This is a genomic window from Enterobacter sp. MGH120 (assembly GCF_001037725.1).
Classification (GTDB): Bacteria; Pseudomonadota; Gammaproteobacteria; order Enterobacterales; family Enterobacteriaceae; genus Enterobacter; species Enterobacter hormaechei_C.
This window is the reverse complement of record NZ_KQ089940.1, coordinates 2765445-2790154: the sequence shown is the minus strand read 5'-3', so window position 1 is coordinate 2790154 and position 24710 is coordinate 2765445. Positions and strand designations below refer to the sequence as shown.

Genomic DNA, 24710 nt, shown 5'->3' with positions numbered 1-24710 from the left:
AGAGGTGATGTTACAGGTTAGCGAACTGAATCAGTACTACGGCGGAAGTCATATTCTGCGCGGGGTGAGCTTTGAGGCGGTCGTCGGGGAAGTTACCTGCCTGCTGGGGCGCAACGGGGTGGGCAAAACCACGCTGCTGAGGTGCCTGATGGGGCTGATCCCGGTGAAAGGCGGGGAGGTGGTCTGGCAGGGAAAGAGCATCACTCACAGTAAACCGCACCAGCGGGTGCAGTCCGGCGTGGCCTATGTTCCGCAGGGGCGGGAGATTTTTCCGCGTCTGACCGTAGAAGAAAACCTGCTGATGGGGCTGTCACGCTTCTCCGCGGGAAACGCAAGGAGCGTACCAGAGGAGATTTGGCAGCTTTTCCCGGTGCTGAAGGAGATGAAGCACCGACGCGGAGGCGATCTTTCCGGTGGTCAGCAGCAGCAGCTGGCGATAGGTCGCGCGCTGGCGAGCCGTCCACGGTTACTGATTCTGGATGAACCCACGGAAGGTATTCAGCCGTCGGTGATTAAAGAGATTGGGCAGGTGATCCGCAGCCTGGCGAACCGGGGGGATATGGCCATCCTGCTGGTGGAGCAGTTTTATGATTTTGCGGCAGAGCTGGCCGACAGCTATCTGGTGATGTCGCGCGGCAGCATCGTCCAGCAGGGGCGCGGGGAGAACATGGAGCAGGAGGGCGTTCGCGGGCTGGTTGCGATCTGAAATGTTATAATATAACATCCTCATTCTTATAAAACGGAATGAGGATTTTGCTGTGGCTGCACAACTTGCAAAAATTGCGCTGACTCTGGGAACGCTGCTGGTAAGCGGCTCGCTTTTTGCCCATTCGCACGGTCATCAGATGACAGAGGCGGAACAGAAGGCGGCAAACGGCGTCTTTGAGGATAAAGACGTCAGGGACAGGAAGCTGTCTGACTGGGACGGGACCTGGCAGTCCGTTTATCCGTTCCTGCTTGATGGTTCACTGGATCCGGTTTTCGAAAAGAAAGCGCAGAAGGGAGAAAAATCCGCTGCCGAGGTGAAGACCTACTATCGCAAGGGGTACGCGACGGACGTGGACGCCATCGGCATTGAAAACAACGTGATGGAATTTTACCGAGGCAAAACGGTGAGCAGCTGCCGCTACGACTACAGCGGCTACAAAATTCTGACCTATGCGTCGGGGAAAAAAGGCGTGCGCTACCTGTTTGAATGCAAGGATAACGCGAGCCAGGCGCCTAAGTTTGTGCAGTTCAGCGACCATATCATCGGGCCGAAAGCCTCTTCTCACTTCCATATCTTTATGGGCAACACCTCCCACGAGGCGCTGCTGAAAGAGATGGATAACTGGCCGACCTACTACCCGAATGAGATGTACAAAGAGCAGGTGGTGGAGGAGATGTTGCACCACTAGGGTGTTGGTTTTGCCGGGTGACGGCTTCGCCTTACCCGGCTTACGATTAGGGTTTTGTCGGTCGGGTAAGCGCAGCGCCACCCGACACGCTATCTTCACTTTTCACGCGCATCCCGCGCAGTATCATCAGCCAGGCCGCAATGATGGCGGCCATCATAATGATAAATAATGACCAGTGCGGCAGATGGGTCAGGATGAGCCCGGTGATCATCGGGTTCGCCGCCGCGCCGAGCCAGCCCAGCGCCTGGGCGGAGAAATAGCTCGCCTTCATGCCCGGCGGGGCGATATTGTCGATCAGCATGTATTCACCCGGTGCATAAATAATTTCACCCAGGGTGAAAATCGCCGCCGCGATCCCCCAGTAAATCAGGTTCTCGCCGGAAAGCATAAACCCGCCCAGCCCGAGGATGAAAAAAAGCGTCGCGGCGGTCATTAACGGACGAATATTGCTGGCGGTGATCTTACGTCCAAGCGCGTATTGCAGGGTGACGACCACCGCCGCGTTGACGGGCAGCACAACGGCCACCACCTTTTCTGCGAAATCACTGTCCGCATGTGCGGCGAGGACATACTGGGAAATGCAGGTGGCGAACGATCCACCCACATACGACGCCAGCAGGCCGGAGAGCGTGTACCAGAACAGCGCCCGGTCTTTCAGCAGCACCGAGGGCTGCCACGGCATTTTCTCCTCAGGGCTGTCTGAGGCTATGCTTTTCTGCACAAAGAAATGGATAAACCCGAGCGGCAGTGCGGCACAGAAGGCGGCCAGCCAGAACGGCAGTTGCAGGCTGTACATCACCAGCAGGGTGCCGATCGGCGGCCCGATCGTCCAGCCAATGTTCAGGAAACTGTAGTTGAGTGAGAAAACGCGCGCCTTTTCGCTGGAGGTCAGCACGTCGGCAAACCATGCTTTCAGCACCGTTGAGAAGACGGAATAGGCGCAGTTAATCAGGGCAAAGAACAGCACCACCAGCGTCACGTTATTCATCAGCGGAATCGCCACAAACCCGGCGATAAAGGCTACGATGGCGATCAGCATATAGCGTTTTTTGTCGAACTTATCCGCCAGGATGCCAAACCCCAGGCTAAACACCACGCCAATGGTCAACGCCACGGTAAGGGCATAGCCAATATTCTCCACGCTCATATCGTACACGCGTGTGAGATATATGGTCATAAAGGGCAGCGTTGCCCCGCGGCCAATTGTTAATAACAATGACGATGCCAGCAGCGCTGCGGTTGAGCGCCTGATTGATGGTTTCATTTTCCTGCCCGACAAATGCTTATGCTTTTTTTGTTGTGTTATTACAGGATTATCATGGGATCGGCAGCTTGTATAGCACCCAATTTATCCGCAGGTGCTTCTCTCCAGTACCAGAATTAATGATCTTCTCGCGGGGCTATTTTTTCTGTTACCTTGAAGTGTTTACAAAATTTTAATAATTCAGGGGCGGAAAATGACGCGGAAAGACGGGCTGTTAGCGTTGCTGGTTGTCGTGGTGTGGGGACTCAATTTTGTGGTCATCAAAATGGGGTTGCACAACATGCCTCCACTGATGCTGGCGGGGCTGCGCTTCCTGCTGGTGGCCTTCCCGGCGCTGCTGTTCGTTGCCCGCCCGAAAATTCCCCTTAAGCTGCTGCTGGGCTACGGCCTTACCATCAGCTTTGGTCAGTTTGCGTTTCTTTTTTGCGCCATCAAATTCGGTATGCCTGCGGGCCTGGCTTCGCTGGTGCTTCAGGTGCAGGCGTTCTTTACCATCATTCTCGGCGCATTTGTCTTCGGCGAACGCTTGCAGGGCAAGCAGCTGGCGGGCATTAGCCTTGCGGTCTTTGGCGTGCTGGTGCTGATTGAAGGCAGCCTCAACGGTCAGCATGTCGCGCTGCTAGGCTTTATGCTCACCCTGGCGGCGGGGCTGAGCTGGGCGTGCGGCAATATCTTTAACAAACTGATAATGCAGCACGAGACGCGTCCGCCGGTCTTATCGCTGGTGGTCTGGAGCGCATTGATCCCAATCGTGCCGTTTATGGCCGCGTCGTTTATTCTGGATGGTCCGCAGGCGATGTTGAAAAGCCTGGTGGAGATCGACCTGACGACGATTTTGTCGCTGATCTACCTGGCGTTAGTCGCCTCAATCATTGGCTATGGTATCTGGGGATCGCTGCTCGGACGCTATGAAACCTGGCGTGTGGCGCCGTTATCGCTGCTGGTACCGGTGGTCGGGCTTGCCAGCGCCGCACTGTTGCTGGATGAAACGCTCAGCGCGCTGCAACTGTGTGGCGCAGGGCTGATTATGGCCGGGCTGTATATCAACGTCTTTGGCTTGCGGGTGCGTCGGGCAACGCGGGTGCGGGGTTAAGGCAGAAAAAAGCCCCGCATTAGCGGGGCAAAAACGAATTACAGGTCGTGGTTGTAATACGGCACGCCTAATTCGTCGGATTTGTCGCTGCCAGCGCCCATGTGATTGAAGTCCCAGGGCGACTGGTTTTGCGTGGACGGCATAATCATGGTGTCACGATTATTTTGCTGCCCCGCATTGGGGGTTTGCTCCGCGAAGCTCTGGCCGGAAACCAGCACCAGCAAGGTGAGGGCGGCGGAGGCGATAAATTTCATGATTTCCTCGGTTACGTCTTAACAGGCGATGATTAACTGCAATGTTTTAGCGGATACAGATAACGGGATTCACCCGGCATACTGGTAATACGGTACTTATGAGGCGGCACGTCAAAGTAGTTCTTGAACGTACGCGTCAGGGTCTGTTGCGATTCAAATCCGTAGCGTTCCGCCAGATAGAGGATCGGCTCATTGCTTTCTTTCAGTTTTTGGGCAATCTCCGTCAGCTTGCGGCTGCGAATATATTGTCCTAATGAATGGCCGGTCTCTTTTTTAAACATCCGTTGCAGGTGCCATTTTGAGTAACCTGAACGCTCAGACACTTTCTCAAGAGAGAGTGGAGATTCCAGGTTATCTTCGATCCAGTCCAAAATGCTATGAATGGTGATAGCGTCAGTATTGCGTCTGGACATCGTCATACCTCTTTTTCTGTTTACGGCAGGATTTTCTTGAGTAAGAGCTCAAGCGTTGCCACTTCATCTGCCGATAAGTTTTTTGTCAGTTCCTGGTGCAGTGTTTGTCCTACTAATTGATGACATTGCTCACACATGGCCGCGCCATCGCTGGTCAGTTTCACCAGTACGCCACGTTTGTCATTCGGGTTAGGGCTTCGTTCTATCCATCCTTTACAGACGAGACGATCCAGCATGCGGGTTAACGCACCCAGATCGACAGAGAGCACCTTTTTCAGCTCAACCGGCGTGATACACACTTCGCAGCGAATGGAACACAGCACTTTGAACTGTGTTGCGGTGATATCCAGCGGTGACAGATAGTCATTGAGCAGGCGATCTTTTTTCTGGTTAACCATATGAATAAGACGACCCAGTGGGATTATGTCGTTAAAGAGGTCACTGGTGCTTTTCACAATGGTTGCCCTGGCAAGTAGTTTAGTCACGGCAGATATTATTGCTCAGGCAAGTATAAGTCAACTGAATGAATCGGCCGATGCCACGAAATGCTAAAACGCTTCAGGAACTTATTCTGTACGCTTTTAAATCATACAGATAATCTGGGGTTATGAATTACGCGAGACAATTATGGTTACGCTGTCGGATGGCTCCGGACGAGGATTTGCCCCTATAATTGCGATGTTGAATAAGGATAAGGACTGCGGTGCATTATGTTGGATTTGATTAAAGCAGTGGGGCTTGGACTGGTGGTGTTGCTGCCGCTGGCGAACCCGTTAACGACGGTGGCGCTTTTTCTGGGGCTGGCGGGGAACATGAACAGCGCAGAGCGCAATCAGCAGTCGATGATGGCCTCTGTCTATGTCTTTGCCATAATGATGGTGGCTTATTACGCCGGGCAACTGGTGATGAATACCTTTGGTATTTCGATTCCCGGTCTGCGTATTGCTGGCGGGCTGATTGTGGCCTTTATTGGTTTCCGGATGCTGTTCCCGGCGCACAAAGCGCACGAATCCCCGGAAGCCAAAAGCAAATCGGAGGAGCTTGAAAGCGAACCGAGCGCCAACATCGCGTTTGTGCCGTTAGCCATGCCGAGCACGGCGGGGCCGGGGACGATTGCGATGATCATCAGTTCCGCCTCAACGGTGCGTGATGGGTCGACATTTCCGCACTGGGTTATCACCGTTGCGCCGCCGATCATTTTTGCGCTTATCGCCATTATCGTCTGGGGATCATTGCGCAGCTCCGGGGCGATTATGCGCTGGGTGGGCAAGGGGGGGATTGAAGCTATCTCCCGACTGATGGGTTTTCTGCTGGTCTGTATGGGCGTGCAGTTTATTATTAACGGCGTGCTGGAGATTGTTAAGACGTATCATTGAGAACGTTGCCGGGTGGCGGCTTCGCCTTACCCGGCCTACTCGCAATGGATATAATTCTTATGAATATAAAGCGATGCGTCTTCTGCAACCACTCCTCTGGCAACGAGAATCGGTATCTATGATTGTCAGACCAAAATGACAGATGAAAGATTCCGTTATCTTGGCGGTGATGAAGAACACGGATATTAATGCTTCGTAGGCCGGGTAAGGCGAAGCCGCCACCCGGCATAACAAACGTCAACCGTGGCTGGACTGTTCTTCCATCGCGACCGGCCATTTACGGAAGATAAGCACCGACCAGATCAGCGCGATCAGCGCCGGAATCGCCCCGAGATAACCAATGGCCGACATCGATACATGCAGGCTGATCTGATTTCCCACCAGCGCACCGGCTCCAATCCCCAGATTAAAAATCCCGGAGAAGAGCGACATCGCTACGTCCGTGGCGTCCGGGGCCAGCGCCAGCACTTTGACCTGCATTCCCAGACCAATAATCATGATTGCCACGCCCCAGAACAGACTGAGGATCGCCAGATGACTCTCGCTGCCTGCCGCAGGCATCAGTAACAGCAGGCATGCCAGCAGCAGACCAATCGCACTGCTTACCAGCGCAGACGCGTGCTTATTGCCCAGCTTCCCGAACAGGATGCTGCCGATAATCCCCGCGCCGCCCAGGATCAGCAGCAGAACGGTGGCAAAGTTAGCGCTAAAGCCCGCCACAACCTGAACAAACGGCTCAATATAGCTGTAGGCCGTGTAATGGGCGGTCACCACAATCACGGTCAGCAGATAGATGCTCATCAGCGCCGGTCGACGCATCAGCAGCGGCAGACTTTTCAGCGAGCCGGAGTGTTCGCTGGGCAGTTTTGGCAGCAGTTTGATCAGACACACCAGGGTGATCAGCGCCCCCATGCCGATGGCAAAGAAGGTGGTGCGCCAGCCGAAGTATTGTCCCACAATGCGCCCGATCGGCAGGCCTAACACCATCGCCAGCGCCGTTCCGGTGGCAATCAGGCTCAGCGCCTGGGCGCGTTTTCCCGCCGGAGCCAGACGAATGGCGAGGGACGCGGTGATCGACCAGAAAACGGCATGGGCAAACGCGATGCCGACGCGGCTGATGACCAGCACGGTAAAGTTCCATGCCATAAATGACAGCACATGGCTGGCAATGAACACCACAAACAGCCCAATCAGCAGCTTACGACGTTCCATCTGGCTGGTCAGCAGCATAAACGGCAGCGACATCAGCGCCACCACCCATGCATAGATGGTCAACATAATGCCAACCTGTGCCGTTTCCATATGGAAGCTGGCGGCGATATCGGACAGCAGCCCAACCGGAACAAATTCCGTGGTGTTGAAAATAAACGCTGCGATGGCGAGCGTGACCACGCGTAGCCACGCGACCCTGCGGGAAACCGTGTGTGTTGTCATAGGGATATCTGGGATTCGTTGCCTGAAAGATGAGGAGACGATCTTAAAGCCTTAAACGGCGAAAACTCAACCGTTATGTGATGTGAATCACAAAATTTACCTTCATGCAGCGGTAGCGAACGGGGTTGTTTTCATCGAAGATAAAGAACAACACAACAAAAACAGGCGGTAACACGATGCAGGAGATTGATTTTTATCTGGTAGATGCGTTCAGCGCATCCTCCTTTGGCGGCAACCCGGCGGTGGTGTGCCCGCTCGACGCGTGGCTACCGGATGAGACGTTACTGCGGATGGCACAACAGCATAACCAGTCAGAAACCGCGTTTTTTGTGTGTACCAAAGGGGGGATCGAGTTGCGCTGGTTCACCACGCTCACCGAGGTTAATCTCTGTGGTCACGCGACGCTTGCCGCGGCGTATGTACTTTTTCACGAACTGGATTATCCGGACTCACGCCTTCATTTTGACACCGCCTCTGGTCGCCTGACCGTCAGTCGTGAAGGTGACTGGATGACGCTGGACTTCCCGGCCTGCCCGACGCAGGCACAGACGCCGCCACCGGAGATGCTCACCGCACTCGGTATCAGCCACTACGTCGAGGCGCGAAAAGGCCGCGCCTGGGTGCTGGTACTGGAGAGCCGCGAGCAGGTTGAAGCCCTTAATCCGGATTTCTCCGCCATGACGCCGGGCGAGCATAAAGTGGCCGTCACTGCCCGGGACGAGGGGGAATACGACTTTGTCAGCCGTTTCTTCTCGCCAGGCGTGGCCGTGCCGGAAGATCCTGTCACCGGCTCCGCGCACACCATGCTGATCCCGTACTGGAGTGAACGGCTTGGCAAAACACAGATGTTTGCCCGCCAGGTTTCTGCCCGTGGTGGCGACGTACGCTGCGAACTCAAGGGCGACCGCGTGCGGATGGGCGGGCAGGCGGCACTGTATCTGAAGGGCACAGTATTTCTGCGCTGAACAAATCTAAGAGGAACCAACGATGCAGGAAATTGATTTTTATCTGGTAGATGCCTTCAGCGACAGGGCGTTCGGCGGCAATGCGGCGGCGGTGTGTCCGCTGGAAGCGTGGCTGCCGGATGAGACGCTGCTGAAGATGGCGAAGCAGCATAATCAGTCAGAGACGGCGTTCTTTGTCCGAACGGATAACGGGTTTGAACTGCGCTGGTTTACCACGCAGGATGAAATTAACCTCTGCGGCCACGCAACCCTCGCGGCTTCTCACGTTATTTTCGAATACCTGGATTATCCGCATACGGAAATCACCTTCACCACGCGCTTTGTCGGCGATCTGACGGTACAACGCAGCGGCGACTGGCTGACGCTTAATTTCCCGGCGTGGTCAACCGAGGTTGTTGATACTCCACCCGCAGTGCTGTTCAGCGCGCTGGGCATTAACGCAGCAGACGAGGTGCGTGTGGGGCGTGACTACATGGTGGTGCTCGACAGCCAGCGGCAGGTGGAAGCGCTGACGCCGGATATCGCGGCTATGCTCCCGCTGGGGAAAATGGTCTGCGTTACGGCGCCGGGGGATGAGTATGATTTCGTCAGCCGCTTCTTCTGCCCGGGGGAAGGGGTGCCGGAAGATCCGGTGACGGGATCAGCTCACAGCATGCTGATCCCGTACTGGAGCGAAAAGCTTGGTAAAACGCAGATGTCGGCCCGCCAGGTCTCCTTGCGCGGCGGGGATCTGCGCTGCGAGCTGAAAGGCGACCGCGTGCTGATTGGCGGGCAGGCCACGCTGTATATGAAGGGAAAAATTTTCCTTCGACTCCAGGACTACGTTCATCATTAACAACTGGGCGCTGGTGGCTGACGCTCGTTCAGCAGCGCGATAAACGCCTCAAGCTGGCGGGTCATCGCCCCGCGTCGCCACACCAGCCAGGTGGTGAGCCAGCGCCAGTTTTCCGCCAGCGGCCACGCCGCCACCTGATGATGGCCCGGCATGCTCTCCAGCATGGAGCGGGGCATCAGCGCAATGCCTGCCCCGGCAATCACGCAGGCGAGCATCCCATGATAGGACTCCATCTCATGGATCCTTCCCGGCGTGACGCGGTCGGCATGGAACCAGCTCTCCAGATGACGCCGGTAAGAACAGTTGGCGCGAAAGGCATACACGTCGCTGCCGCTCACCTGCGTGGCTTTTGATACTTCTGCGTGACCCGCAGGGGTGACCAGCATCATCTCTTCCCGGTAAACCGGCATCCCTTCCAGTTCCGGGTGCGAGAGCGGCCCGTCGACAAAGGCGGCGCTGAGCGTCCCCTCAAGCACGCCGTCAATCATCGTACCGGAAGGTCCGGTGGACAACGCAAACTGAATGCGCGGATAGCGCTGGTTAAACCGCGCCAGACTTTCCGGAATGCGTACGGCGGCGGTACTTTCCAGCGCGCCGAGCGAGAATAATCCCTGCGGTTCATCCCCGGCGACGACCATTCGCGCTTCGTCAACCAGCGCCAGGATCTGCTTGCTGTAGCGCAAAAAATTGTGCCCGGCGGGGGAAAGCCGCAGGCGCTGATTCTCGCGAATAAACAGTTCCACGCCGAGGTCCGCTTCTAGCTGTCGGATGCGGGTGGTGAGGTTTGACGGCACCCGGTGTACCTTCTGCGCCGCCTGGGTAATGCTGCCGGTCAGTGCGACGGCGTTAAACATCTCAAGCTGTGTTAAGTCCATTCCGTTCTCGATTCGTGAATAAGGTGGTGAGTATTATTCATTTTTAAGAAATAGCAGAGTAGGCCACAATCAATCAACTGTTATTACGTGGAGAACATCATGACCTATTCATCTGCTACCCATGCCCACTCTGTCAACCCGGCTACCGGCGAAACGCTGGCTGCTTACCCGTGGGCAACGTCCGGTGACGTTGAGCGTGCCATTGCGCAGGCGGATACCGGTTTTCGTCAGTGGCGACGCGAAAGCGTGGCGCACCGGGCGCAAAAACTTCGCGATCTGGGTGCGGCGCTGCGTAGTCGTGCGGAAGAGATGGCGCAGACTATCTCCCGGGAGATGGGCAAGCCCATTATGCAGGCGCGTGCGGAGGTGGCTAAGTCCGCCAGCCTTTGCGACTGGTACGCTGAACACGGCCCGGCGATGCTGCACCCGGAATCTACCCAGGTCGAAAATGCGGTGATTGAGTACCGTCCGCTTGGGCCCGTTCTGGCGGTGATGCCGTGGAACTTCCCGCTCTGGCAGGTGCTGCGCGGTGCGGTGCCGATCCTGCTGGCAGGGAACAGCTATCTGCTTAAACATGCGCCTAATGTGCTCGGCTCGGCGGAGCTGATCGGGAAGGTATTCGCGGATGCCGGTTTCCCGGAGGGGGTCTTTGGCTGGGTGAACGCGACGAATGACGGCGTCAGCCAGGCGATTAATGATCGTCGTATCGCGGCGGTGACCGTAACCGGCAGCGTTCGGGCTGGTGCGGCAATTGGCGCGCAGGCGGGCGCGGCGCTGAAGAAATGCGTGCTGGAGCTGGGCGGTTCCGATCCGTTTATCGTTCTGAACGATGCCGATCTGGATCTGGCCGTCAACGCGGCGGTGGCCGGACGTTATCAGAATACCGGGCAGGTTTGTGCGGCGGCAAAACGCTTTATTGTGGAAGCGGGCGTGGCGGACGCCCTTACCCAACGCTTTGTTGACGCGGTCAAGGCGCTGAAGATGGGCGCACCGGATGAGGAAGATAACTATATTGGCCCGATGGCGCGATTTGATCTTCGCGATGAACTGCATCAGCAGGTGCAGGCTACGCTGGCGGAGGGGGCGACCCTGCTGCTCGGCGGAGAGAAGATGTCCGGGACCGGTAACTATTATGCCCCAACCGTACTCGGCGGCGTCACCCCACAGATGACGGCCTTTCGTCAGGAGCTGTTTGGTCCGGTGGCGGCAATTACCATCGCGAACGATGCGGCGCACGCGTTGCAGCTGGCTAACGACAGCGATTTTGGCTTATCGGCGACGGTCTTTACCGCGAACGATGCGCTGGCTGAAACCTTCGCGCGTGAGCTGGAGTGCGGCGGGGTGTTTATCAACGGCTACAGCGCCAGCGATGCGCGCGTCGCGTTTGGCGGGGTGAAGAAGAGCGGCTTCGGGCGAGAGCTTTCTCATTTCGGTCTGCATGAGTTCTGTAATGTGCAGACGGTGTGGAAGGATCGCGTCTAGTCTTGTTGCCGGGTAAGGCCAGGCCGCTACCCGGCAGTTCACGTTTCCTGTCATTTTTGCGTAATGGTTCTGTCATTTTCGTTTCGTAGACTCGCTCGCGTCTAACGTATTGTTACAGAAGAAAATTATGAACCTAACGCAAATTTTTAGTCGTCTTGCGCCGCGCTTTATCCCTCGTCAGTTTGGCCTGCTGACCGGCATCTTTTGTATCATTGGCCTTTTCTCCGCCCTGCAACTCTCTTCCTCCTTCCTGCTGACCGCCTCCCTGAATGAAGCCCAGCGTAACGAACAGCGCAATCAGCTGGCCTGGCAGCAGCAGAGCAGGCTGGATCAGGCCCGTATTTCTCTGCTGGCGGCCAGCGATCTGCTCAACCGCTCCGGCGTGTACTTTATGCAGGATAAAGAGACCGGCTCGGAAGGAAGCTGGCATAGCCTGATGGACGAGGCGCAAAAATCCCTGGCGGCGTCACAGCAGGCATGGCAGGCCTGGCTCGCGCTTAATCCGCCGAAAGACAACGGGCTGGTTAACAGCTATCAGCTGTTTTTCGACGCCATCCGAGAGCAGGCGGAGGGGCTGGTGAAAACCAACAGCATCGACCTCTTTTTCGCCGTACCCGCCCAGGCGTTTCAGACCGATTTTAATGACAATTTCGCACGCTATCAGCAACGGAGTGAGAAGCAGACGATACAGGGGCGTCAGTCGCTCATGGAACAACTCTCAGGTCTGCAACGGCTGTTCCTGTTTGCGCCGCTGGTGCTACTGGCCATTGCCATAGCCGTCTGGTTCGGAATGGCGAAGTGGGTGATATCCCCGCTACGCCGTCTGATTATCCAGATTAACCAGCTTGCGGCAGGGGATTTGTCAGGCACGCCGCCTGACGTTGTGCGCTTTAACCGTGAAATCAGCCAGCTCAGCGGCAGTATTACCGCCATGCAGCGCGGGCTCCAGCAACTGGTGACCCAGGTCAGCGAGGCCACTACCTCCATGGTTGAAAATATCGGATCGCTTGCGCAGGGGAATCAGAAGCTTTATCAGCAGTCTACGCGACAGGCCAAAGAGCTGGAGGAGGTGACCGCACACATCGCCGATCTCGAAACCCACGTTGAGGGGAACACGGGTTATGCAAAACTCGCCCGCTCGCGCGCGGATGAAGCCCGACAGGCTGCCGCTGGTGGGGAGCAAATGATGTCAGCGGTGAATGGCTCGATGCAGACGATCGTCGACCGATCCTCAGAGATGCGCGGGATCGTCGCGATGATCGACAGCGTGGCGTTTCAGACCAACATTCTCGCCCTCAACGCTGCCATTGAAGCCGCCCATGCAGGAGAGCAGGGGCGCGGATTTGCGGTGGTTGCCCGGGAAGTGGGGCTGTTGGCCAGAAAAAGCAGTCACTCTACGCAAACCATCCAGGCGCTAATTAACCACTCGCTACAGGGCATTGAAGAAGGTTCTCAGGTGGTAAACCGTCTGGAAGAGAATTTGCAACAGGTCACCGGGTTGGTGGCGAATCTGAGCAGCCTGCTGAATGATATTTCGCTGGCTACCCTGAATCAGGGGGACAGCATTCATCAGATGACCCGTCAGCTTCAGGCGCTGAATCAGGTATCGCGTCGGACAGATATGCTGGTTAGCGAAGCGTCAAATGCCTCTGAGCGCCTGCATCAGCAGTCCGATCTTTTGTTGCAGGCCGTCTCGCGTTTTCGTCTCCCTGCCTGACGTGACGTATCAGCCTCTGTTATACTCGCAGCCCGTTTTAGCCTGAGGGCAAGGAGCAAAGTGTGGCTGCGGTCATCCATAATGAGATGCTGGACGAGATTCTGGCGCAGGTTCGTCCGTTACTGGGGCAGGGTAAGGTTGCCGATTACATTCCCGCGCTGGCTTCGATCAGCGGTAATAAGCTCGGTATCGCCATTTGTACTGTCGACGGTCAGCGTTTTCAGGCGGGAGACGCGCTTGAGCGCTTTTCGATTCAGTCGATCTCAAAAGTGCTTAGCCTCGTTGCCGCCATGCGCCAGTATGACGAGCAGGAGATCTGGCAGCGGGTGGGCAAAGATCCGTCCGGTCAGCCGTTCAACTCCCTTCTCCAGCTGGAAATCGAACAGGGTAAGCCGCGTAACCCGTTTATTAACGCCGGGGCGCTGGTGGTGTGCGATATGCTGCAAAGCCGGCTGAGCGCGCCGCGCCAGCGGATGCTCCAGATTGTGCGGCAGCTTTCCGGCGTGCAGGACATCGCCTACGATCCGGTGGTAGCGCGCTCTGAGTTTGAACACTCTGCACGTAACGCCGCCATCGCCTGGCTGATGAAGTCCTTCGGCAACTTTCATAATGACGTCGCCACGGTGCTGCAAAACTATTTTCATTACTGCGCGCTGAAGATGAACTGCGTCGAACTAGCGCAGACTTTTCTGTTTCTGGCGCATCAGGGCCATGCCCCGCATCTGGGCGAGGACGTTGTCTCCCCGATGCAGGCCCGGCAGATCAACGCCTTAATGGCAACCAGCGGAATGTATCAGAATGCCGGGGAGTTTGCCTGGCGCGTGGGGCTGCCGGCTAAATCCGGCGTTGGCGGTGGGGTCGTGGCGATTGTCCCTCACGAGATGGCGATTGCCGTCTGGAGCCCGGAACTGGACGAGACCGGAAATTCACTGGCGGGCGTGGCGGCGCTGGAACAGCTGACCAAACGCCTTGGACGGTCCGTATACTGATGTCCACGTTAGATCCTCTGTTCGCGCGCCTGGCTCGCTCCACGTTCCGTTCACGATTTCATTTAGGGACGAAAGAGCGGCAATACTGCTGGGATAAGGGCGCGGAGACTATCGATAAGCATGCTGCTGATTTTGTCGCCGCGCGGTTGGCGCCTGCACACCCGGTTAATGACGGTAAGCAGACGCCAATGCGCGGCCATCCGGTTTTTATCGCCCAGCATGCCACGGCAACCTGCTGTCGGGGCTGTCTGGCTAAGTGGCACGCTATCCCGCAGGGCGTGCCGCTGAGTGCGCAGCAACAACAGTATATCGTCAACGTAATCCATCATTGGCTGGTCATAGAGGTAAATCGTGCCTCCTGAACTGACAATGTCTCTGTTTAAGCTACGCTTTTACTAATGCTCAGCGTCAGGAGACGTTATGAAGGCACCTCAAATTCCCGTGAATGAAGCGGAGCGCATGAATGCTCTGCGCGAGTCCGGTCTGCTTGAGATCGACAATTACCCCGCGTTTGATCGTCTTACGCGGCTGGCAACACGCTTTTTCAGGGTGCCGCTGGCGATGATTACGCTGGTGGATGACCACGCCGCGATCGTGAAGTCTGCCGACGGCCAGGTACCTGCCACCCAGCCTCGCGATCTCTCGTTTTGTGGTCATACGATCCTGGGTGACGCGCCGCTGGTGGTGAGTGACACGCTGCTGGACGAACGCTTTGCGGATAATCCGCAGGTGGTGGGAGATCCGGGCGTGCGCTTTTACGCCGGTTTCCCGCTGCGTTTACGTGACGGGGCGTGCGTGGGATCGTTGTGTCTCATTGATTACGCGCCTCGTGAGTTTACCACGGCGGATGCCGCCGTACTGGCCGATCTCAGCGCGCTGGCAGAGGATGAATTTGCGGCCGTTAGCGCGGCCACAACCGATGAACTCACGGGGCTGTTTAACCGTCGCGGGTTTAACCAGTTTGCGCAGTTTGCACTGTCGGTTTCGCAGCGTCGGGCAGAACCCTTAACCCTTGGCTGGCTGGATCTGGACCATTTCAAAACCATTAACGATCGCTTCGGACATCAGGAGGGGGACAAAGCTCTGAAAGCGATGGCCGCCCTGATGCGTTCCTCGTTCCGCGAGGCCGATCTGCTGGTACGTTTCGGGGGAGATGAGTTCGCGGTGCTGTTTGCGGATACCGATGAGCCTGGCGCCTGGATCGCCATGCAGTATCTCGTGGAACAAACGGAAAAGTATAACGCGCGTCAGCTGCATCCCTGGTCGTTACAGTTCTCCTGGGGGCTGAGCGAGTTCGATCATCACCGCAACGATATGCAGGCATGGCTAAAACACGCGGATGCGCAAATGTACGCCATGAAGCGGCAACACCACGGCGAGAAATGACATAACGAAATCCTATGTCATCACTTATTGCGTTACAAAAATGTTAATAGCAAAGTGGAGAGATTCAACCTAAGGACGCGCAATGAACTCTCCCATGCTGATTAAACCTCTCTCCCGGCAGGACATCCTCACCCACATCGATGCCCTGAACGATATTCTCGTCAACTGTGTCAACGGCGGCGCCTCCGTCAGCTTTATGCTGCCTTTTTCTGCCGGGAAAGCCCAAACCTTCTGGGTCGGCGTCGCAGACAGCGTCGGGCGCGACGAGCGTACCGTCCTGGGCTGTTTTGATGCGGAGCAGGGGCTGGTTGGCACGGTCCAGCTGATCACCGATCAGCCTGAAAACCAGCCGCACCGTGCAGATGTCGCGAAACTGCTGGTTCATGAGAACGCGCGCCGTAAAGGGGCGGCAATGGCGCTGATGGAAGCCCTGGAGGCGGTTGCACGTGAAAAAGCGCTTACGGTACTGGTGCTTGATACCTCAACCGGCAGCGGCGCGGAGACGTTTTACCAGAGAGCAGGCTGGCAAAAGGCGGGGGAGATCCCACGCTACGCCCTGATGCCGAACGGGGACATGACGGCGACCTCGGTGTTCTATAAATTTCTGTGATTATTTTTCACCATCGCATCCTGAGTTGATCCAGACAGGGGTTATGGTCCTGAAGTTTTGATAAGTTATCACACCAATCTTATCAGGCTGTATGACTAATCATAAAGGACCTCCATTGTGAACACACTCAACCGTCGTGATTTCCCCGGTGCGCGCTATCCTGAACGTATCATCCAGTTTGGCGAAGGTAACTTCCTGCGCGCGTTCGTTGACTGGCAAATCGACCTCTTAAACGAGCATACCAATCTCAATGCCGGTGTGGTGATTGTGCGGCCGATCCAGAGCGATTTTCCGCCGTCCCTGAGCACCCAGGAGGGTCTGTATACAACGATTATTCGCGGTCTGAATGAGCAGGGGGAAGCGGTAAGCGATGCGCGTCTTATTCGTTCCGTGAATCGTGAAATCAGCGTCTACAGCCAGTACGATGAATTTCTGAAGCTCGCCCATAACCCGGACATGCGGTTTGTCTTCTCCAATACCACGGAGGCGGGGATCAGCTATCACGCGGGGGATAAGTTTGACGATGCGCCAGCGGTCAGCTATCCGGCCAAACTGACGCGTCTGCTGTTCGAGCGTTTTACCCACTTTAACGGGGCAGCGGATAAAGGCTGGATTATCATTCCTTGCGAACTCATCGACTACAACGGCGATGCCCTGCGTGAACTGGTGCTGCGCTATGCACAGGAGTGGGCGCTGCCGGCGGCATTCATTGCGTGGCTGAATGATGCTAACACTTTCTGTTCGACGCTGGTTGACCGCATTGTTACCGGCTATCCGCGTGATGAGGTGGCAGAGCTGGAAGCCGGGCTGGGCTATCACGACAGCTTCCTCGACACGGCGGAACATTTCTATCTGTTTGTTATTCAGGGGCCGAAATCACTTGCAGCTGAACTGCGCCTGGATAAATACCCACTCAACGTCCTGATTGTTGACGATATCAAACCGTATAAAGAGCGTAAGGTGGCGATCCTCAACGGCGCGCACACGGCGCTGGTTCCGGTCGCTTTTCAGGCCGGCCTGGATACGGTAGGGGAAGCCATGAACGACGCGGAAATTTGCGCGTTCGTAGAGAAGGCTATTTATGAGGAGATTATTCCGGTCCTGGATCTGCCGCGCGACGAGCTGCACTCCTTCGCCAGTGCCGTAACGGGGCGTTTCCGTAATCCGTACATTAAGCATCAGCTGCTGTCGATTGCCCTGAACGGGATGACCAAGTACCGCACCCGCATTCTGCCGCAACTGCTGGCAGGGCAGAAGGCGACCAGCAAACTGCCAGCACGTCTGACCTTTGCTCTGGCGGCGCTGATTGCATTTTACCGTGCCGAGCGCAACGGTGAGCGCTATCCGGTGCAGGACGATGCGCACTGGCTTGAACGTTACCAGCAGTTGTGGACGCAACATCACGACAAACAGGTCACTACCCGTGAACTGGTATCGTCAGTGTTAAGCGTGAGCGAGCACTGGGAACAGGATCTCACTCTGGTGAACGGACTGGTAGACCAGGTTGCGCTGGATCTGGATGCAATTTTAAGCAAAGGCATGCGCGATGCGGTAAAACCGCTCTGCTAATCATAATGCCCGGCGTTGGCCGGGTTTTTTAAAGACCCTATTTAGTTACAACATACTATACGTTTTTTTTTAAAACACATGCAGCACCGTGCGGTTGAGGCTTAACAGGTCAGAAAATGCAATGAACAATTAACATGCTTGCAACCGTGAGGGGGATCACGTTTAATAGCCGCGCTCTTTACTTTTCTGAAGCTGATTATGATTGTTCGTCCTCAACAGCACTGGCTGCAACTGATTTTTGTCTGGCATGGTTCGGTACTTCCCAAAATTTATACCCGACTGCTGCTTAACTTCCTGCTTTCCATCGCCGTGATTGTCATGCTGCCGTGGTACACCTCGCTGGGTATCCGGTTTACCGTCGCGCCGTTCAGCATTCTGGGCGTGGCTATCGCCATCTTCCTGGGATTTCGCAATAACGCCTGTTATTCGCGCTACGTTGAGGCGCGTCTGCTTTGGGGGCAGTTGATGATAGCGGCGCGCTCGCTGTTTCGCGAGGTAAAAAACACCTTGCCGGATGATAAACATCTTGGAGAGTTTGTCCGCCTGCAAATCGCGTTTGCTAACTGTCTGCGTATGACCCTGCGCAGAGAAACCAATGCCGATCAGCTGTCCCGCTATCTGGCTCCAGACGATTTACGCAAAGTTATGGACGCCAACTCGCCGGCGAACCGTATCCTGCTGATCATGGGGGAGTGGCTGGCCGTACGGCGGCGTAGCGGGCACCTTTCAGACATTCTGTTTCACAGCCTCAACAACCGCCTGAATGATATGTCCATCGTGCTGGCTGGCTGTGAGCGTATCGCCAATACGCCAGTCCCGTTTGCCTATACGCTGATCCTGCACCGGACGGTGTATCTGTTCTGCATCATGCTGCCGTTTGCGCTGGTTGTGGATCTGCATTACATGACGCCCTTTGTCTCTGCGCTGATTTCGTACACTTTTATCTCGCTGGATACGCTGGCAGAAGAGCTGGAAGATCCGTTTGGGACGGAAGATAACGATTTGCCGCTGGACGCCATCTGCAACATGATGGAGCGCGATCTGTTGCAGATGAACGATGAAGAGAACATCCCTGAAAGACTGATGCCGGATAAGTATTATCAGCTGACCTGACGGGCATTCCATTCGTCGCGGGTGATTTCCCACAGTTCCGAGTCCAGCATGCCGCTGACGTAGGCTTTCTTCTCCGTCCTGATAAGCCGCATGCCGCTGCTGTCTGAAATACGTCGGGAGCGGCTGTTGGCCGCCGCTTTCGGCGCACGTAACACCGGTTTATTGAGCGTATTAAACCAATAATCCGTTGCCGCAATGCTCGCTTCCCGCATATATCCCTGGTCCTGAAATTCCGGCGCAAGCCAGAAGCCCCGGTTGTTGTCCTCCACGTCATACAGGCAAATCACCCCCATCAGTTCGTCAGGCGCTTCGCGACGGCGAATCGTCCAGAACCACGCAATCCCTTTGTCCATGTCGGGCAGTGCAACGTTGTTGACGTAGTTTTCAGCACCGTTTTCCGGGTAGGGCCAGGGGACTGAAGCCACCATATAGCGGACAATCTCCCAGCGGGGATAGCGTTGCTGGATCTGGACGGCATCGGCGGCAACAAGGGGTTTAAGTAATAAGCGTTCTGTCGTAAGCGTGGGTATCGTCATCCGGTGATCTCCATATTTGAGCGTTATCATTTGTTTGGGTTCTGATATTTCATCAATATCACATTCCAGTTGGTCGTGCTTTTGTTATTCAGATTTATCCATAAAGGAGTATGTAATGCCAAGAAAAGCCAGGCCCGAAGAAGCCGAAACACTCTGGCACGTCCGTAACGAAGCGATGCGCCATGGCTGTAAAATCTGTTACGACGCAGAAGTGATTGCGCGCTGGACGTCAGAAAAGATGCCTGAACATTACCGTACCTCCAGGTCGATTTCGTGTTATAGGCCTGCCCATGCAGGAGCTGAACTGCTCCCAAATGGAGCTACGGTTTACGAAGTTCAATAGCTTATTTACATTTGCTTACATAAATACACTTTCTTTACATTAAGTAATGTAAGATATTTTTTTAGCACAAAATGCAAAACTAAATTAAATGGAGATGATTTATGTCGAATATAAGAGCATTAAGCCTTAATGAGATAGCATTAGTAAGTGGCGGCAATGGAAGCGGTAATTATGAAGGTGCCGGTAGTCGTAACACCAGCTCTAAACCTGGTAATTCAAAAGGAAACAATGGCTCTATTTACAAGGGCGTTGACTCATGCGGCGCAGGAATCATCGGTGGTCTAATCGCCGGCTCTCCTGGGGGGCCAGTGGGTATGACCGCTGGGGTAATTGGTGGAGCTATAGCTGGCCAGTGCACAAAAGATAGTTTTTCAGATCGTGGTAGTAAAGATAAAAGTAATAATTACAACGGCCCCGGACAATGCCGTTGGTAAGTAATTTGAGTTGTGTGTGATAATAATTTAAAAGCTCATTATAACTGAATGTTATTCTAGGTGTTTCGATATTTAATGATTATTCGAAGTAGTCATGATGAGCTATTATTTTTGATAAAGTTAATGTAATCACAAGTATCGGGTTAAGCATGAAACAATTTTTAAATTTCCTAATTTACTTATTTTTTTTCATTATCGCATTTACCCTTTTGAAATACGCTGAAGTTCTTGAGTTTGACGAAGTATCACGGCCAGGGATTATATCAAGGTTTCTTATTGCGTTGATTGTATTAATAGCAGTAACACGATGGGGCGTTAACTTGATGAATAGGTTTAAAAGTAAATAAAGTACACTCCGATAAAAATTGTTGTGTTGCAGAATGGAATCATTACAAATGTTCACTGAAGTTAAAGTGCATGATATCAAAAAATGATTACGATATCATAGCCATATTTGTTGATTCTTATATAAAATATGAATTAATAATAGGTTGAACATGATAATCTTTAGGCATGTCTATCCATTCATTTATAGTAAGAAAAACGTAATTGTTCTTTTTATTGCGTCTGTTATCTCAATAATAATTACGTTATCGCCATCCATAACCCTCCGCTATCTTACTCTCGATGTGTCATTTTTCTTATTGTTTATTGCGGAATTTTCAATTGCATTTTTCTTGTATATTTTTTACTTAAGGAAGTTGGATGGTTTTAAATTACGCCCAAGTAGAGATTTAACTTCAATAAAATTTTCTATTGTTGTGTTGTTTGTCATTTTGCTGGTTCAGTATAATGTTTATCTTTACAGGGATAATTTATATCATTATGGACCTTCCCATATTAGTTTTATAGCATTTATAATAGCCACCTTCGTAGTCCCATATTATGAGGAGATTATATACAGGGGCTGTATCTTCGGTGTTTTCCACTCAATTTTTAATAAAAAGTATATTATCCCATGTATATTGACTTCATTGTCTTTTTGTCTGATGCATGGACAGTATTATAACATTTTAGATCAATCCATTCTTTTTTTGGTGTCAATATTGCTATTAATAGTTAGAATAAGAAGCAGAGGGCTTTTTTATCCTATTATAATTCATTCGTGCATGAATGCTTTTGTTTTGTCGTTAAATTTTTGAAGGGTATTTGGGATATGAATATCTTCAGGGAAGAGGCTTTAAATCATCAAACAGATTCTGATTATGGTGAGATTGTCTTACCTGCGTCATTCGGTTTATCAGTAAGCGCACTCACAACGTTATTCATATTTCTGTGCCTGATACTCTTTATTCTTTATGGTAGCTATACACGTAAGGCTCACCTTTCCGGAATCGTTATGCCCTCATCCGGGCTGGTAAAAATCACTCCTCAATATGCTGGGTACGTAACCAAATTGACCGCCTCAGAAGGTCAACACATTATTGCCGGTGAGACTCTTTATCATATCAGCGGTGAACATTTCAACGAACAGGGGGCAGGTACACTCGCTGCTATAAGACTTTCCCTACAAACTCAGTTTACAATGCTGACTTCTCAACAGACCCTGGAATTGCGTGACAACAGTCAGCAGCAGCATGCCATACAACAGCGAATAGTTTCCCTGAAACCTCAGGTTAAAAGTGCAGAAAAGCGTCTGTCACTTGCCGTGCATCAGGCTGCGCTGGCCGTGTCTGTTATGGAGCGCTATAAGAAACTTGCTGATACGCATTACGTATCAGATATCGAATACCAGCAGAAGCAGATTGACGTTTCAACGTCACAGCAAAACGTTGAGGATCAGCGTCAGGGGCTTCTGCAACTGCACACCGCGATGGAGGCTGCTAAAGACGACCTTGACCATCTCATCGTTCAGGGTGATAGCCGGAAGGCTGAAATGGACAGGCAGTTGCAGGTGATCAGGCAACAGCAGGACGAACTGGCAGGTAAGGAAAATTTCACGCTGACTTCACCGGTATCCGGAACCGTTGCTGCCGTGCTGGTCAGACAGGGACAGTCTGTCAGGGCATCTGAACCTGTCATGACCCTCATTCCCGACAATGCCCGTTTGCAGATAGAACTCTATGCTACCAGTCAGAATGCTGGCTTTATTCAGGCGGGGCAGCGTGTTGCCCTGCGGTTCTCTGCCTTCCCCTATCAGAAGTTTGGTGTGCAGTACGGGACTATCCGTGAAATAAGCCATACAACGCTGACATCTTCTGATTTACTCTCCGTATCTCCTGTGACCTGGAAGGAGAATGAAGGTCATTACCGCGTCATCGTTGAACCTGAAAATACTTTTATTCTGGCTTATGGGAAACAGGAAGCCCTGCGCCCCGGCATGGTTCTTGAGGGGGATGTCAGCCTGGATACCCGCAATTTGTGGGAGTGGCTGACTGAGCCGCTCTGGAGCCTGAAAGGAAAGCTGTGATGGATACACTTAAATGGACCGGGAGAAAACAGCTTCCTCTCACCCGACAGACAGAGTCAGCGGAATGTGGTCTGGCATGCCTGGTCATGATGGCCTGCTGGCATGGTCTGCAAACAGACTTACCCACACTGCGCGAACGTTTCAGTATCAGCTCACAAGGGATGACCCTGCAGAGACTGACTGAATGTGCGGCCGGTATCGGATTATCCAGCCGGGCAGTTCGGCTGGAGCTTGAGGACCTAAGATCCCTTTCTCTCCCGTGTATTCTCCACTGGAACATGAATCATTTTGTTGTGCTACATAAAGTTCGCGGAAGCAGGCTGGTTATTCATGATCCGGAAAAGGGAAAAGTAACGCTCTCCCTACAGGATGCTGGAAAACATTTCACCGGCGTCGCGCTGGAGCTGATGCCAGCCAGTGATTTTACCGCTCGGGATGAAAGGAAAAAAATCCATCTGCGCCAACTGACAGGTAAAACACCGGGTCTGTTGTCGGCAATGTCGCGAATTATCGTTTTTGCCGTGGCACTCGAAATCCTGACACTGGGAAGCCCGCTTCTCAACCAGCTGGTGATTGATGAAGTCCTGGTGGCTGCCGACCAGAGTTTGTTGACCGTCATTATTATTGCGCTTCTGCTGATGTCACTGACCCAGATGCTGCTGTCACTGGCCCGCCAGTGGGCGAGTATTACACTGTCCGTCAATTTTAACATGCAGTGGACAGCACGGGTTTTCCATCATCTGGTCCATCTTCCTCTGGCCTGGTTTGATGCACGCAGTAAGGGGAGTATTAATGCTCGTTTTGAGGCGGTAGATACCATCCAGCAGGCGCTGACTACGCAAGTGCTGGAAGGTATTCTGGATGTGTTGCTCGTGGTGACTGCGCTTTGCATGATGCTGCTGTACAGTCCTGAAATGACATTGATCGCCGTACTTGCAGCCATTTTCTATGGTGTGTTGAGGGCACTGTGGTATCCGTCCCTTCGACAGTCGGCAGAAGATGCCTGGGATGCAGGTGCCAAGGAGTCCGGGCATTTTCTTGAAACACTCAACGGGATCCTCAGCCTGAGAATTAACGGTGTGACGGCACATCGTGAGGCCGCCTGGCTGAATCTCAACGTTGCCCGCAGAAATACGCAGTTGCGTCAGAGCCGTCTGCTGATGTGCTATGACATTGCTCACACTCTTACCGGCAGCGTGGTATCAGCAATCATTTTGTGGAAAGGCGCCGGGGAGGTATTGAATGGAACCTTCACCGTCGGCATGCTGGTTGCTTATTTATCCTATCAGACGCGTTTTTCTTCCAGTATCAGTAGCCTGACTGATAAGTTTTTTTCCTGGCGTATGCTCGATGTTTACAACGAACGACTGGCTGATATTGTACTGACCCCGACAGAAGGCCTTCAGCAACAGCCTTTTCGTGAGCATAACAACGCTTCGCACATTCCTTCTGTATCCCGCAGGGAGATGGATGAATATGCTCATGCTCCTCTAGTACTTGAGCACATCATCTTCAGCCACAAGGGAGGGGAAAATCCGATAATCGGCGGGGTGTCGCTGACACTCAATCCCGGAGAAGTCGTTGCCATTACAGGTAAATCCGGATGCGGGAAAACGACACTGGTGAAGCTTATCCTTGGGATCCACATCCCTGATGAGGGCAGGATCAGGGCATTTGGCATATTGCATACGCATCCGGATTATTTTCAGGTTCGTCAGCGTATCGGTACCGTACTGCAGGATGACCATCTTTTCAAAGGTTCTGTAGCAGATAACATTATTTTTTTCAGTGATGACCGAAATTATGAACGAATGATCCAGTGCGCAAGACTGGCACTTATCGACAGCGATGTTATGGCAATGCCGATGGGGTATCAGACGCTGATTGGTGAAACCGGCGGAGGGCTTTCCGGAGGACAAAAACAACGCATTCTGCTGGCAAGGGCGTTGTACAAGAAACCGGGATTCCTGTTACTGGATGAAGCGACCAGCCACCTTGATGTTGAGAGTGAAATCCGGATAAGCCAGACCTTACGTCAACTGGGGCTTCCTGTTCTGCTGATAGCCCATCGCCCGGAAACCATAGCCTCTGCAGACCGGGTTTTGTATCTGGCAGACGGCTACTTAACGGAGCTGAATCTCCAGCATACAGTCAATAATGGCGAGTCTGTTTGTGAATATACTAATGACGTGATGGCAAAAAATTAACCTTAACG

25 protein-coding genes are annotated in these 24710 nt (G+C 53.6%); 18 read left to right on the top strand and 7 right to left on the bottom strand.

Features of this window, described 5'->3' with window-relative positions; all coding sequences use genetic code 11:
* Positions 1 to 7: 7 nt before the first annotated feature.
* Positions 8 to 706, top strand: coding sequence for an urea ABC transporter ATP-binding subunit UrtE (gene urtE, locus SK54_RS13050; RefSeq protein WP_032103021.1), 699 nt, complete (start codon positions 8 to 10; stop codon positions 704 to 706).
* A 52-nt stretch (positions 707 to 758) separates the two neighbouring features.
* Entirely contained in the window at positions 759 to 1397 is a 639-nt protein-coding gene (gene zinT / locus SK54_RS13045; RefSeq protein ID WP_048247393.1) for a metal-binding protein ZinT, read from the top strand.
* A 46-nt stretch (positions 1398 to 1443) separates the two neighbouring features.
* On the opposite strand, the gene ydeE is transcribed toward zinT, so the two are convergent.
* Entirely contained in the window at positions 1444 to 2661 is a 1218-nt protein-coding gene (gene ydeE, locus SK54_RS13040) for an efflux MFS transporter YdeE (protein ID WP_048247391.1), read from the bottom strand.
* A gap of 193 nt (positions 2662 to 2854) precedes the next feature.
* Between ydeE and eamA the strand changes: the two genes are divergently transcribed.
* Positions 2855 to 3754: an O-acetylserine/cysteine exporter gene (eamA, locus tag SK54_RS13035; protein ID WP_017693436.1), complete on the top strand. Its 900-nt coding sequence runs from the start codon at positions 2855 to 2857 to the stop codon at positions 3752 to 3754.
* A gap of 38 nt (positions 3755 to 3792) precedes the next feature.
* Here eamA and marB read toward each other — a convergent pair whose 3' ends face one another.
* From marB to marR, 3 genes are read right to left on the bottom strand one after another with little or no spacing between them, the layout of a single operon-like run.
* Positions 3793 to 4008 carry a multiple antibiotic resistance protein MarB gene (gene marB / locus SK54_RS13030; RefSeq protein WP_015570538.1) on the bottom strand — a complete coding sequence of 72 codons (216 nt, stop codon included), beginning with the start codon at positions 4006 to 4008 and terminating at the stop codon, positions 3793 to 3795.
* Between the two features lie 32 nt (positions 4009 to 4040).
* Entirely contained in the window at positions 4041 to 4421 is a 381-nt protein-coding gene (gene marA, locus SK54_RS13025) for an MDR efflux pump AcrAB transcriptional activator MarA (protein ID WP_001303241.1), read from the bottom strand.
* Positions 4422 to 4441: 20 nt separating this feature from the next.
* Positions 4442 to 4876, bottom strand: coding sequence for a multiple antibiotic resistance transcriptional regulator MarR (gene marR, locus SK54_RS13020; protein WP_017383983.1), 435 nt, complete (start codon positions 4874 to 4876; stop codon positions 4442 to 4444).
* Between the two features lie 255 nt (positions 4877 to 5131).
* On the opposite strand from marR, the gene SK54_RS13015 reads away from it, so the two are divergent.
* Positions 5132 to 5797 (top strand): MarC family NAAT transporter, encoded by a 666-nt coding sequence (locus SK54_RS13015; RefSeq protein ID WP_003857180.1) that lies wholly within the window; start codon positions 5132 to 5134, stop codon positions 5795 to 5797.
* 237 nt (positions 5798 to 6034) lie between these two features.
* Here SK54_RS13015 and SK54_RS13010 read toward each other — a convergent pair whose 3' ends face one another.
* Positions 6035 to 7231: a sugar transporter gene (locus SK54_RS13010; RefSeq protein ID WP_023296611.1), complete on the bottom strand. Its 1197-nt coding sequence runs from the start codon at positions 7229 to 7231 to the stop codon at positions 6035 to 6037.
* 176 nt (positions 7232 to 7407) lie between these two features.
* Here SK54_RS13010 and SK54_RS13005 point away from each other — a divergent pair, with 176 nt between their 5' ends.
* Positions 7408 to 8196 (top strand): PhzF family phenazine biosynthesis protein, encoded by a 789-nt coding sequence (locus SK54_RS13005; RefSeq protein WP_017693433.1) that lies wholly within the window; start codon positions 7408 to 7410, stop codon positions 8194 to 8196.
* A gap of 22 nt (positions 8197 to 8218) precedes the next feature.
* A complete protein-coding gene (locus SK54_RS13000; RefSeq protein ID WP_032619672.1) occupies positions 8219 to 9031 on the top strand; it encodes a PhzF family phenazine biosynthesis protein in 813 nt (270 codons plus the stop codon).
* Here the strand turns inward: SK54_RS13000 and SK54_RS12995 are convergent.
* Complete coding sequence (locus tag SK54_RS12995) at positions 9028 to 9906, bottom strand: putrescine utilization regulator PtrR (RefSeq protein ID WP_017382364.1); 879 nt, start codon at positions 9904 to 9906, stop codon at positions 9028 to 9030. The two genes, SK54_RS13000 and SK54_RS12995, sit on opposite strands and share 4 nt — an antisense overlap.
* Before the next feature lie 99 nt (positions 9907 to 10005).
* Here SK54_RS12995 and sad point away from each other — a divergent pair, with 99 nt between their 5' ends.
* From sad to SK54_RS12955, 8 genes are all read left to right on the top strand, one after another.
* Positions 10006 to 11388, top strand: a complete 1383-nt coding sequence (gene sad, locus SK54_RS12990; protein WP_048247389.1) for a succinate-semialdehyde dehydrogenase — start codon at positions 10006 to 10008, stop codon at positions 11386 to 11388.
* A 127-nt stretch (positions 11389 to 11515) separates the two neighbouring features.
* Positions 11516 to 13105, top strand: coding sequence for a methyl-accepting chemotaxis protein (locus tag SK54_RS12985; protein ID WP_048247387.1), 1590 nt, complete (start codon positions 11516 to 11518; stop codon positions 13103 to 13105).
* Positions 13106 to 13167: 62 nt separating this feature from the next.
* The gene (gene glsB, locus SK54_RS12980) at positions 13168 to 14094 is read left to right on the top strand and encodes a glutaminase B (RefSeq protein ID WP_003857165.1); all 927 of its coding nucleotides are present in this window, start codon (positions 13168 to 13170) and stop codon (positions 14092 to 14094) included.
* On the top strand, positions 14094 to 14456 hold the full coding sequence (locus SK54_RS12975; RefSeq protein ID WP_003857163.1) for a DUF4186 domain-containing protein: 363 nt from the start codon (positions 14094 to 14096) through the stop codon (positions 14454 to 14456). Before glsB ends, SK54_RS12975 begins: the two co-directional genes overlap by 1 nt.
* Positions 14457 to 14514: 58 nt before the next feature.
* Complete coding sequence (locus tag SK54_RS12970; RefSeq protein WP_048247385.1) at positions 14515 to 15480, top strand: sensor domain-containing diguanylate cyclase; 966 nt, start codon at positions 14515 to 14517, stop codon at positions 15478 to 15480.
* An 82-nt stretch (positions 15481 to 15562) separates the two neighbouring features.
* Positions 15563 to 16090 carry a GNAT family N-acetyltransferase gene (locus SK54_RS12965; RefSeq protein ID WP_023296618.1) on the top strand — a complete coding sequence of 176 codons (528 nt, stop codon included), beginning with the start codon at positions 15563 to 15565 and terminating at the stop codon, positions 16088 to 16090.
* Between the two features lie 117 nt (positions 16091 to 16207).
* Positions 16208 to 17659: a tagaturonate reductase gene (locus SK54_RS12960; protein WP_048247383.1), complete on the top strand. Its 1452-nt coding sequence runs from the start codon at positions 16208 to 16210 to the stop codon at positions 17657 to 17659.
* Positions 17660 to 17857: 198 nt separating this feature from the next.
* Positions 17858 to 18772, top strand: a complete 915-nt coding sequence (locus SK54_RS12955; RefSeq protein WP_017382358.1) for a bestrophin family protein — start codon at positions 17858 to 17860, stop codon at positions 18770 to 18772.
* Here SK54_RS12955 and SK54_RS12950 read toward each other — a convergent pair.
* Entirely contained in the window at positions 18760 to 19308 is a 549-nt protein-coding gene (locus SK54_RS12950) for a GNAT family N-acetyltransferase (RefSeq protein WP_017382357.1), read from the bottom strand. The two genes, SK54_RS12955 and SK54_RS12950, sit on opposite strands and share 13 nt — an antisense overlap.
* Positions 19309 to 19752: 444 nt before the next feature.
* On the opposite strand from SK54_RS12950, the gene SK54_RS22545 reads away from it, so the two are divergent.
* The 4 genes from SK54_RS22545 (at position 19753) to SK54_RS12940 (ending at position 24702) form a co-directional block, all read left to right on the top strand.
* A complete protein-coding gene (locus tag SK54_RS22545) occupies positions 19753 to 20085 on the top strand; it encodes a hypothetical protein (RefSeq protein WP_071524110.1) in 333 nt (110 codons plus the stop codon).
* A 497-nt stretch (positions 20086 to 20582) separates the two neighbouring features.
* On the top strand, positions 20583 to 21227 hold the full coding sequence (locus tag SK54_RS21995) for a CPBP family intramembrane glutamic endopeptidase (protein ID WP_023300106.1): 645 nt from the start codon (positions 20583 to 20585) through the stop codon (positions 21225 to 21227).
* A gap of 14 nt (positions 21228 to 21241) precedes the next feature.
* Entirely contained in the window at positions 21242 to 22495 is a 1254-nt protein-coding gene (locus SK54_RS12945; RefSeq protein WP_048247381.1) for an HlyD family secretion protein, read from the top strand.
* A complete protein-coding gene (locus tag SK54_RS12940) occupies positions 22495 to 24702 on the top strand; it encodes a peptidase domain-containing ABC transporter (protein ID WP_017382355.1) in 2208 nt (735 codons plus the stop codon). The genes SK54_RS12945 and SK54_RS12940 overlap by 1 nt, the downstream gene beginning before the upstream one ends.
* Positions 24703 to 24710: the final 8 nt, after the last annotated feature.

What these genes read in the sequence shown, in the direction of transcription:
- urtE (WP_032103021.1), top strand. Translation starts at nt 8, where the DNA reads ATGTTACAGGTTAGCGAACTGAATCAGTACTACGGCGGAAGTCATATT.
- ydeE (WP_048247391.1), bottom strand. Translation starts at nt 2,661, where the DNA reads ATGAAACCATCAATCAGGCGCTCAACCGCAGCGCTGCTGGCATCGTCA.
- eamA (WP_017693436.1), top strand. Translation starts at nt 2,855, where the DNA reads ATGACGCGGAAAGACGGGCTGTTAGCGTTGCTGGTTGTCGTGGTGTGG.
- marB (WP_015570538.1), bottom strand. Translation starts at nt 4,008, where the DNA reads ATGAAATTTATCGCCTCCGCCGCCCTCACCTTGCTGGTGCTGGTTTCC.
- marA (WP_001303241.1), bottom strand. Translation starts at nt 4,421, where the DNA reads ATGTCCAGACGCAATACTGACGCTATCACCATTCATAGCATTTTGGAC.
- SK54_RS13015 (WP_003857180.1), top strand. Translation starts at nt 5,132, where the DNA reads ATGTTGGATTTGATTAAAGCAGTGGGGCTTGGACTGGTGGTGTTGCTG.
- SK54_RS13010 (WP_023296611.1), bottom strand. Translation starts at nt 7,231, where the DNA reads ATGACAACACACACGGTTTCCCGCAGGGTCGCGTGGCTACGCGTGGTC.
- SK54_RS13005 (WP_017693433.1), top strand. Translation starts at nt 7,408, where the DNA reads ATGCAGGAGATTGATTTTTATCTGGTAGATGCGTTCAGCGCATCCTCC.
- SK54_RS13000 (WP_032619672.1), top strand. Translation starts at nt 8,219, where the DNA reads ATGCAGGAAATTGATTTTTATCTGGTAGATGCCTTCAGCGACAGGGCG.
- SK54_RS12995 (WP_017382364.1), bottom strand. Translation starts at nt 9,906, where the DNA reads ATGGACTTAACACAGCTTGAGATGTTTAACGCCGTCGCACTGACCGGC.
- sad (WP_048247389.1), top strand. Translation starts at nt 10,006, where the DNA reads ATGACCTATTCATCTGCTACCCATGCCCACTCTGTCAACCCGGCTACC.
- SK54_RS12985 (WP_048247387.1), top strand. Translation starts at nt 11,516, where the DNA reads ATGAACCTAACGCAAATTTTTAGTCGTCTTGCGCCGCGCTTTATCCCT.
- SK54_RS12975 (WP_003857163.1), top strand. Translation starts at nt 14,094, where the DNA reads ATGTCCACGTTAGATCCTCTGTTCGCGCGCCTGGCTCGCTCCACGTTC.
- SK54_RS12970 (WP_048247385.1), top strand. Translation starts at nt 14,515, where the DNA reads ATGAAGGCACCTCAAATTCCCGTGAATGAAGCGGAGCGCATGAATGCT.
- SK54_RS12965 (WP_023296618.1), top strand. Translation starts at nt 15,563, where the DNA reads ATGAACTCTCCCATGCTGATTAAACCTCTCTCCCGGCAGGACATCCTC.
- SK54_RS12955 (WP_017382358.1), top strand. Translation starts at nt 17,858, where the DNA reads ATGATTGTTCGTCCTCAACAGCACTGGCTGCAACTGATTTTTGTCTGG.
- SK54_RS12950 (WP_017382357.1), bottom strand. Translation starts at nt 19,308, where the DNA reads ATGACGATACCCACGCTTACGACAGAACGCTTATTACTTAAACCCCTT.
- SK54_RS22545 (WP_071524110.1), top strand. Translation starts at nt 19,753, where the DNA reads ATGTCGAATATAAGAGCATTAAGCCTTAATGAGATAGCATTAGTAAGT.
- SK54_RS21995 (WP_023300106.1), top strand. Translation starts at nt 20,583, where the DNA reads ATGATAATCTTTAGGCATGTCTATCCATTCATTTATAGTAAGAAAAAC.
- SK54_RS12945 (WP_048247381.1), top strand. Translation starts at nt 21,242, where the DNA reads ATGAATATCTTCAGGGAAGAGGCTTTAAATCATCAAACAGATTCTGAT.
- SK54_RS12940 (WP_017382355.1), top strand. Translation starts at nt 22,495, where the DNA reads ATGGATACACTTAAATGGACCGGGAGAAAACAGCTTCCTCTCACCCGA.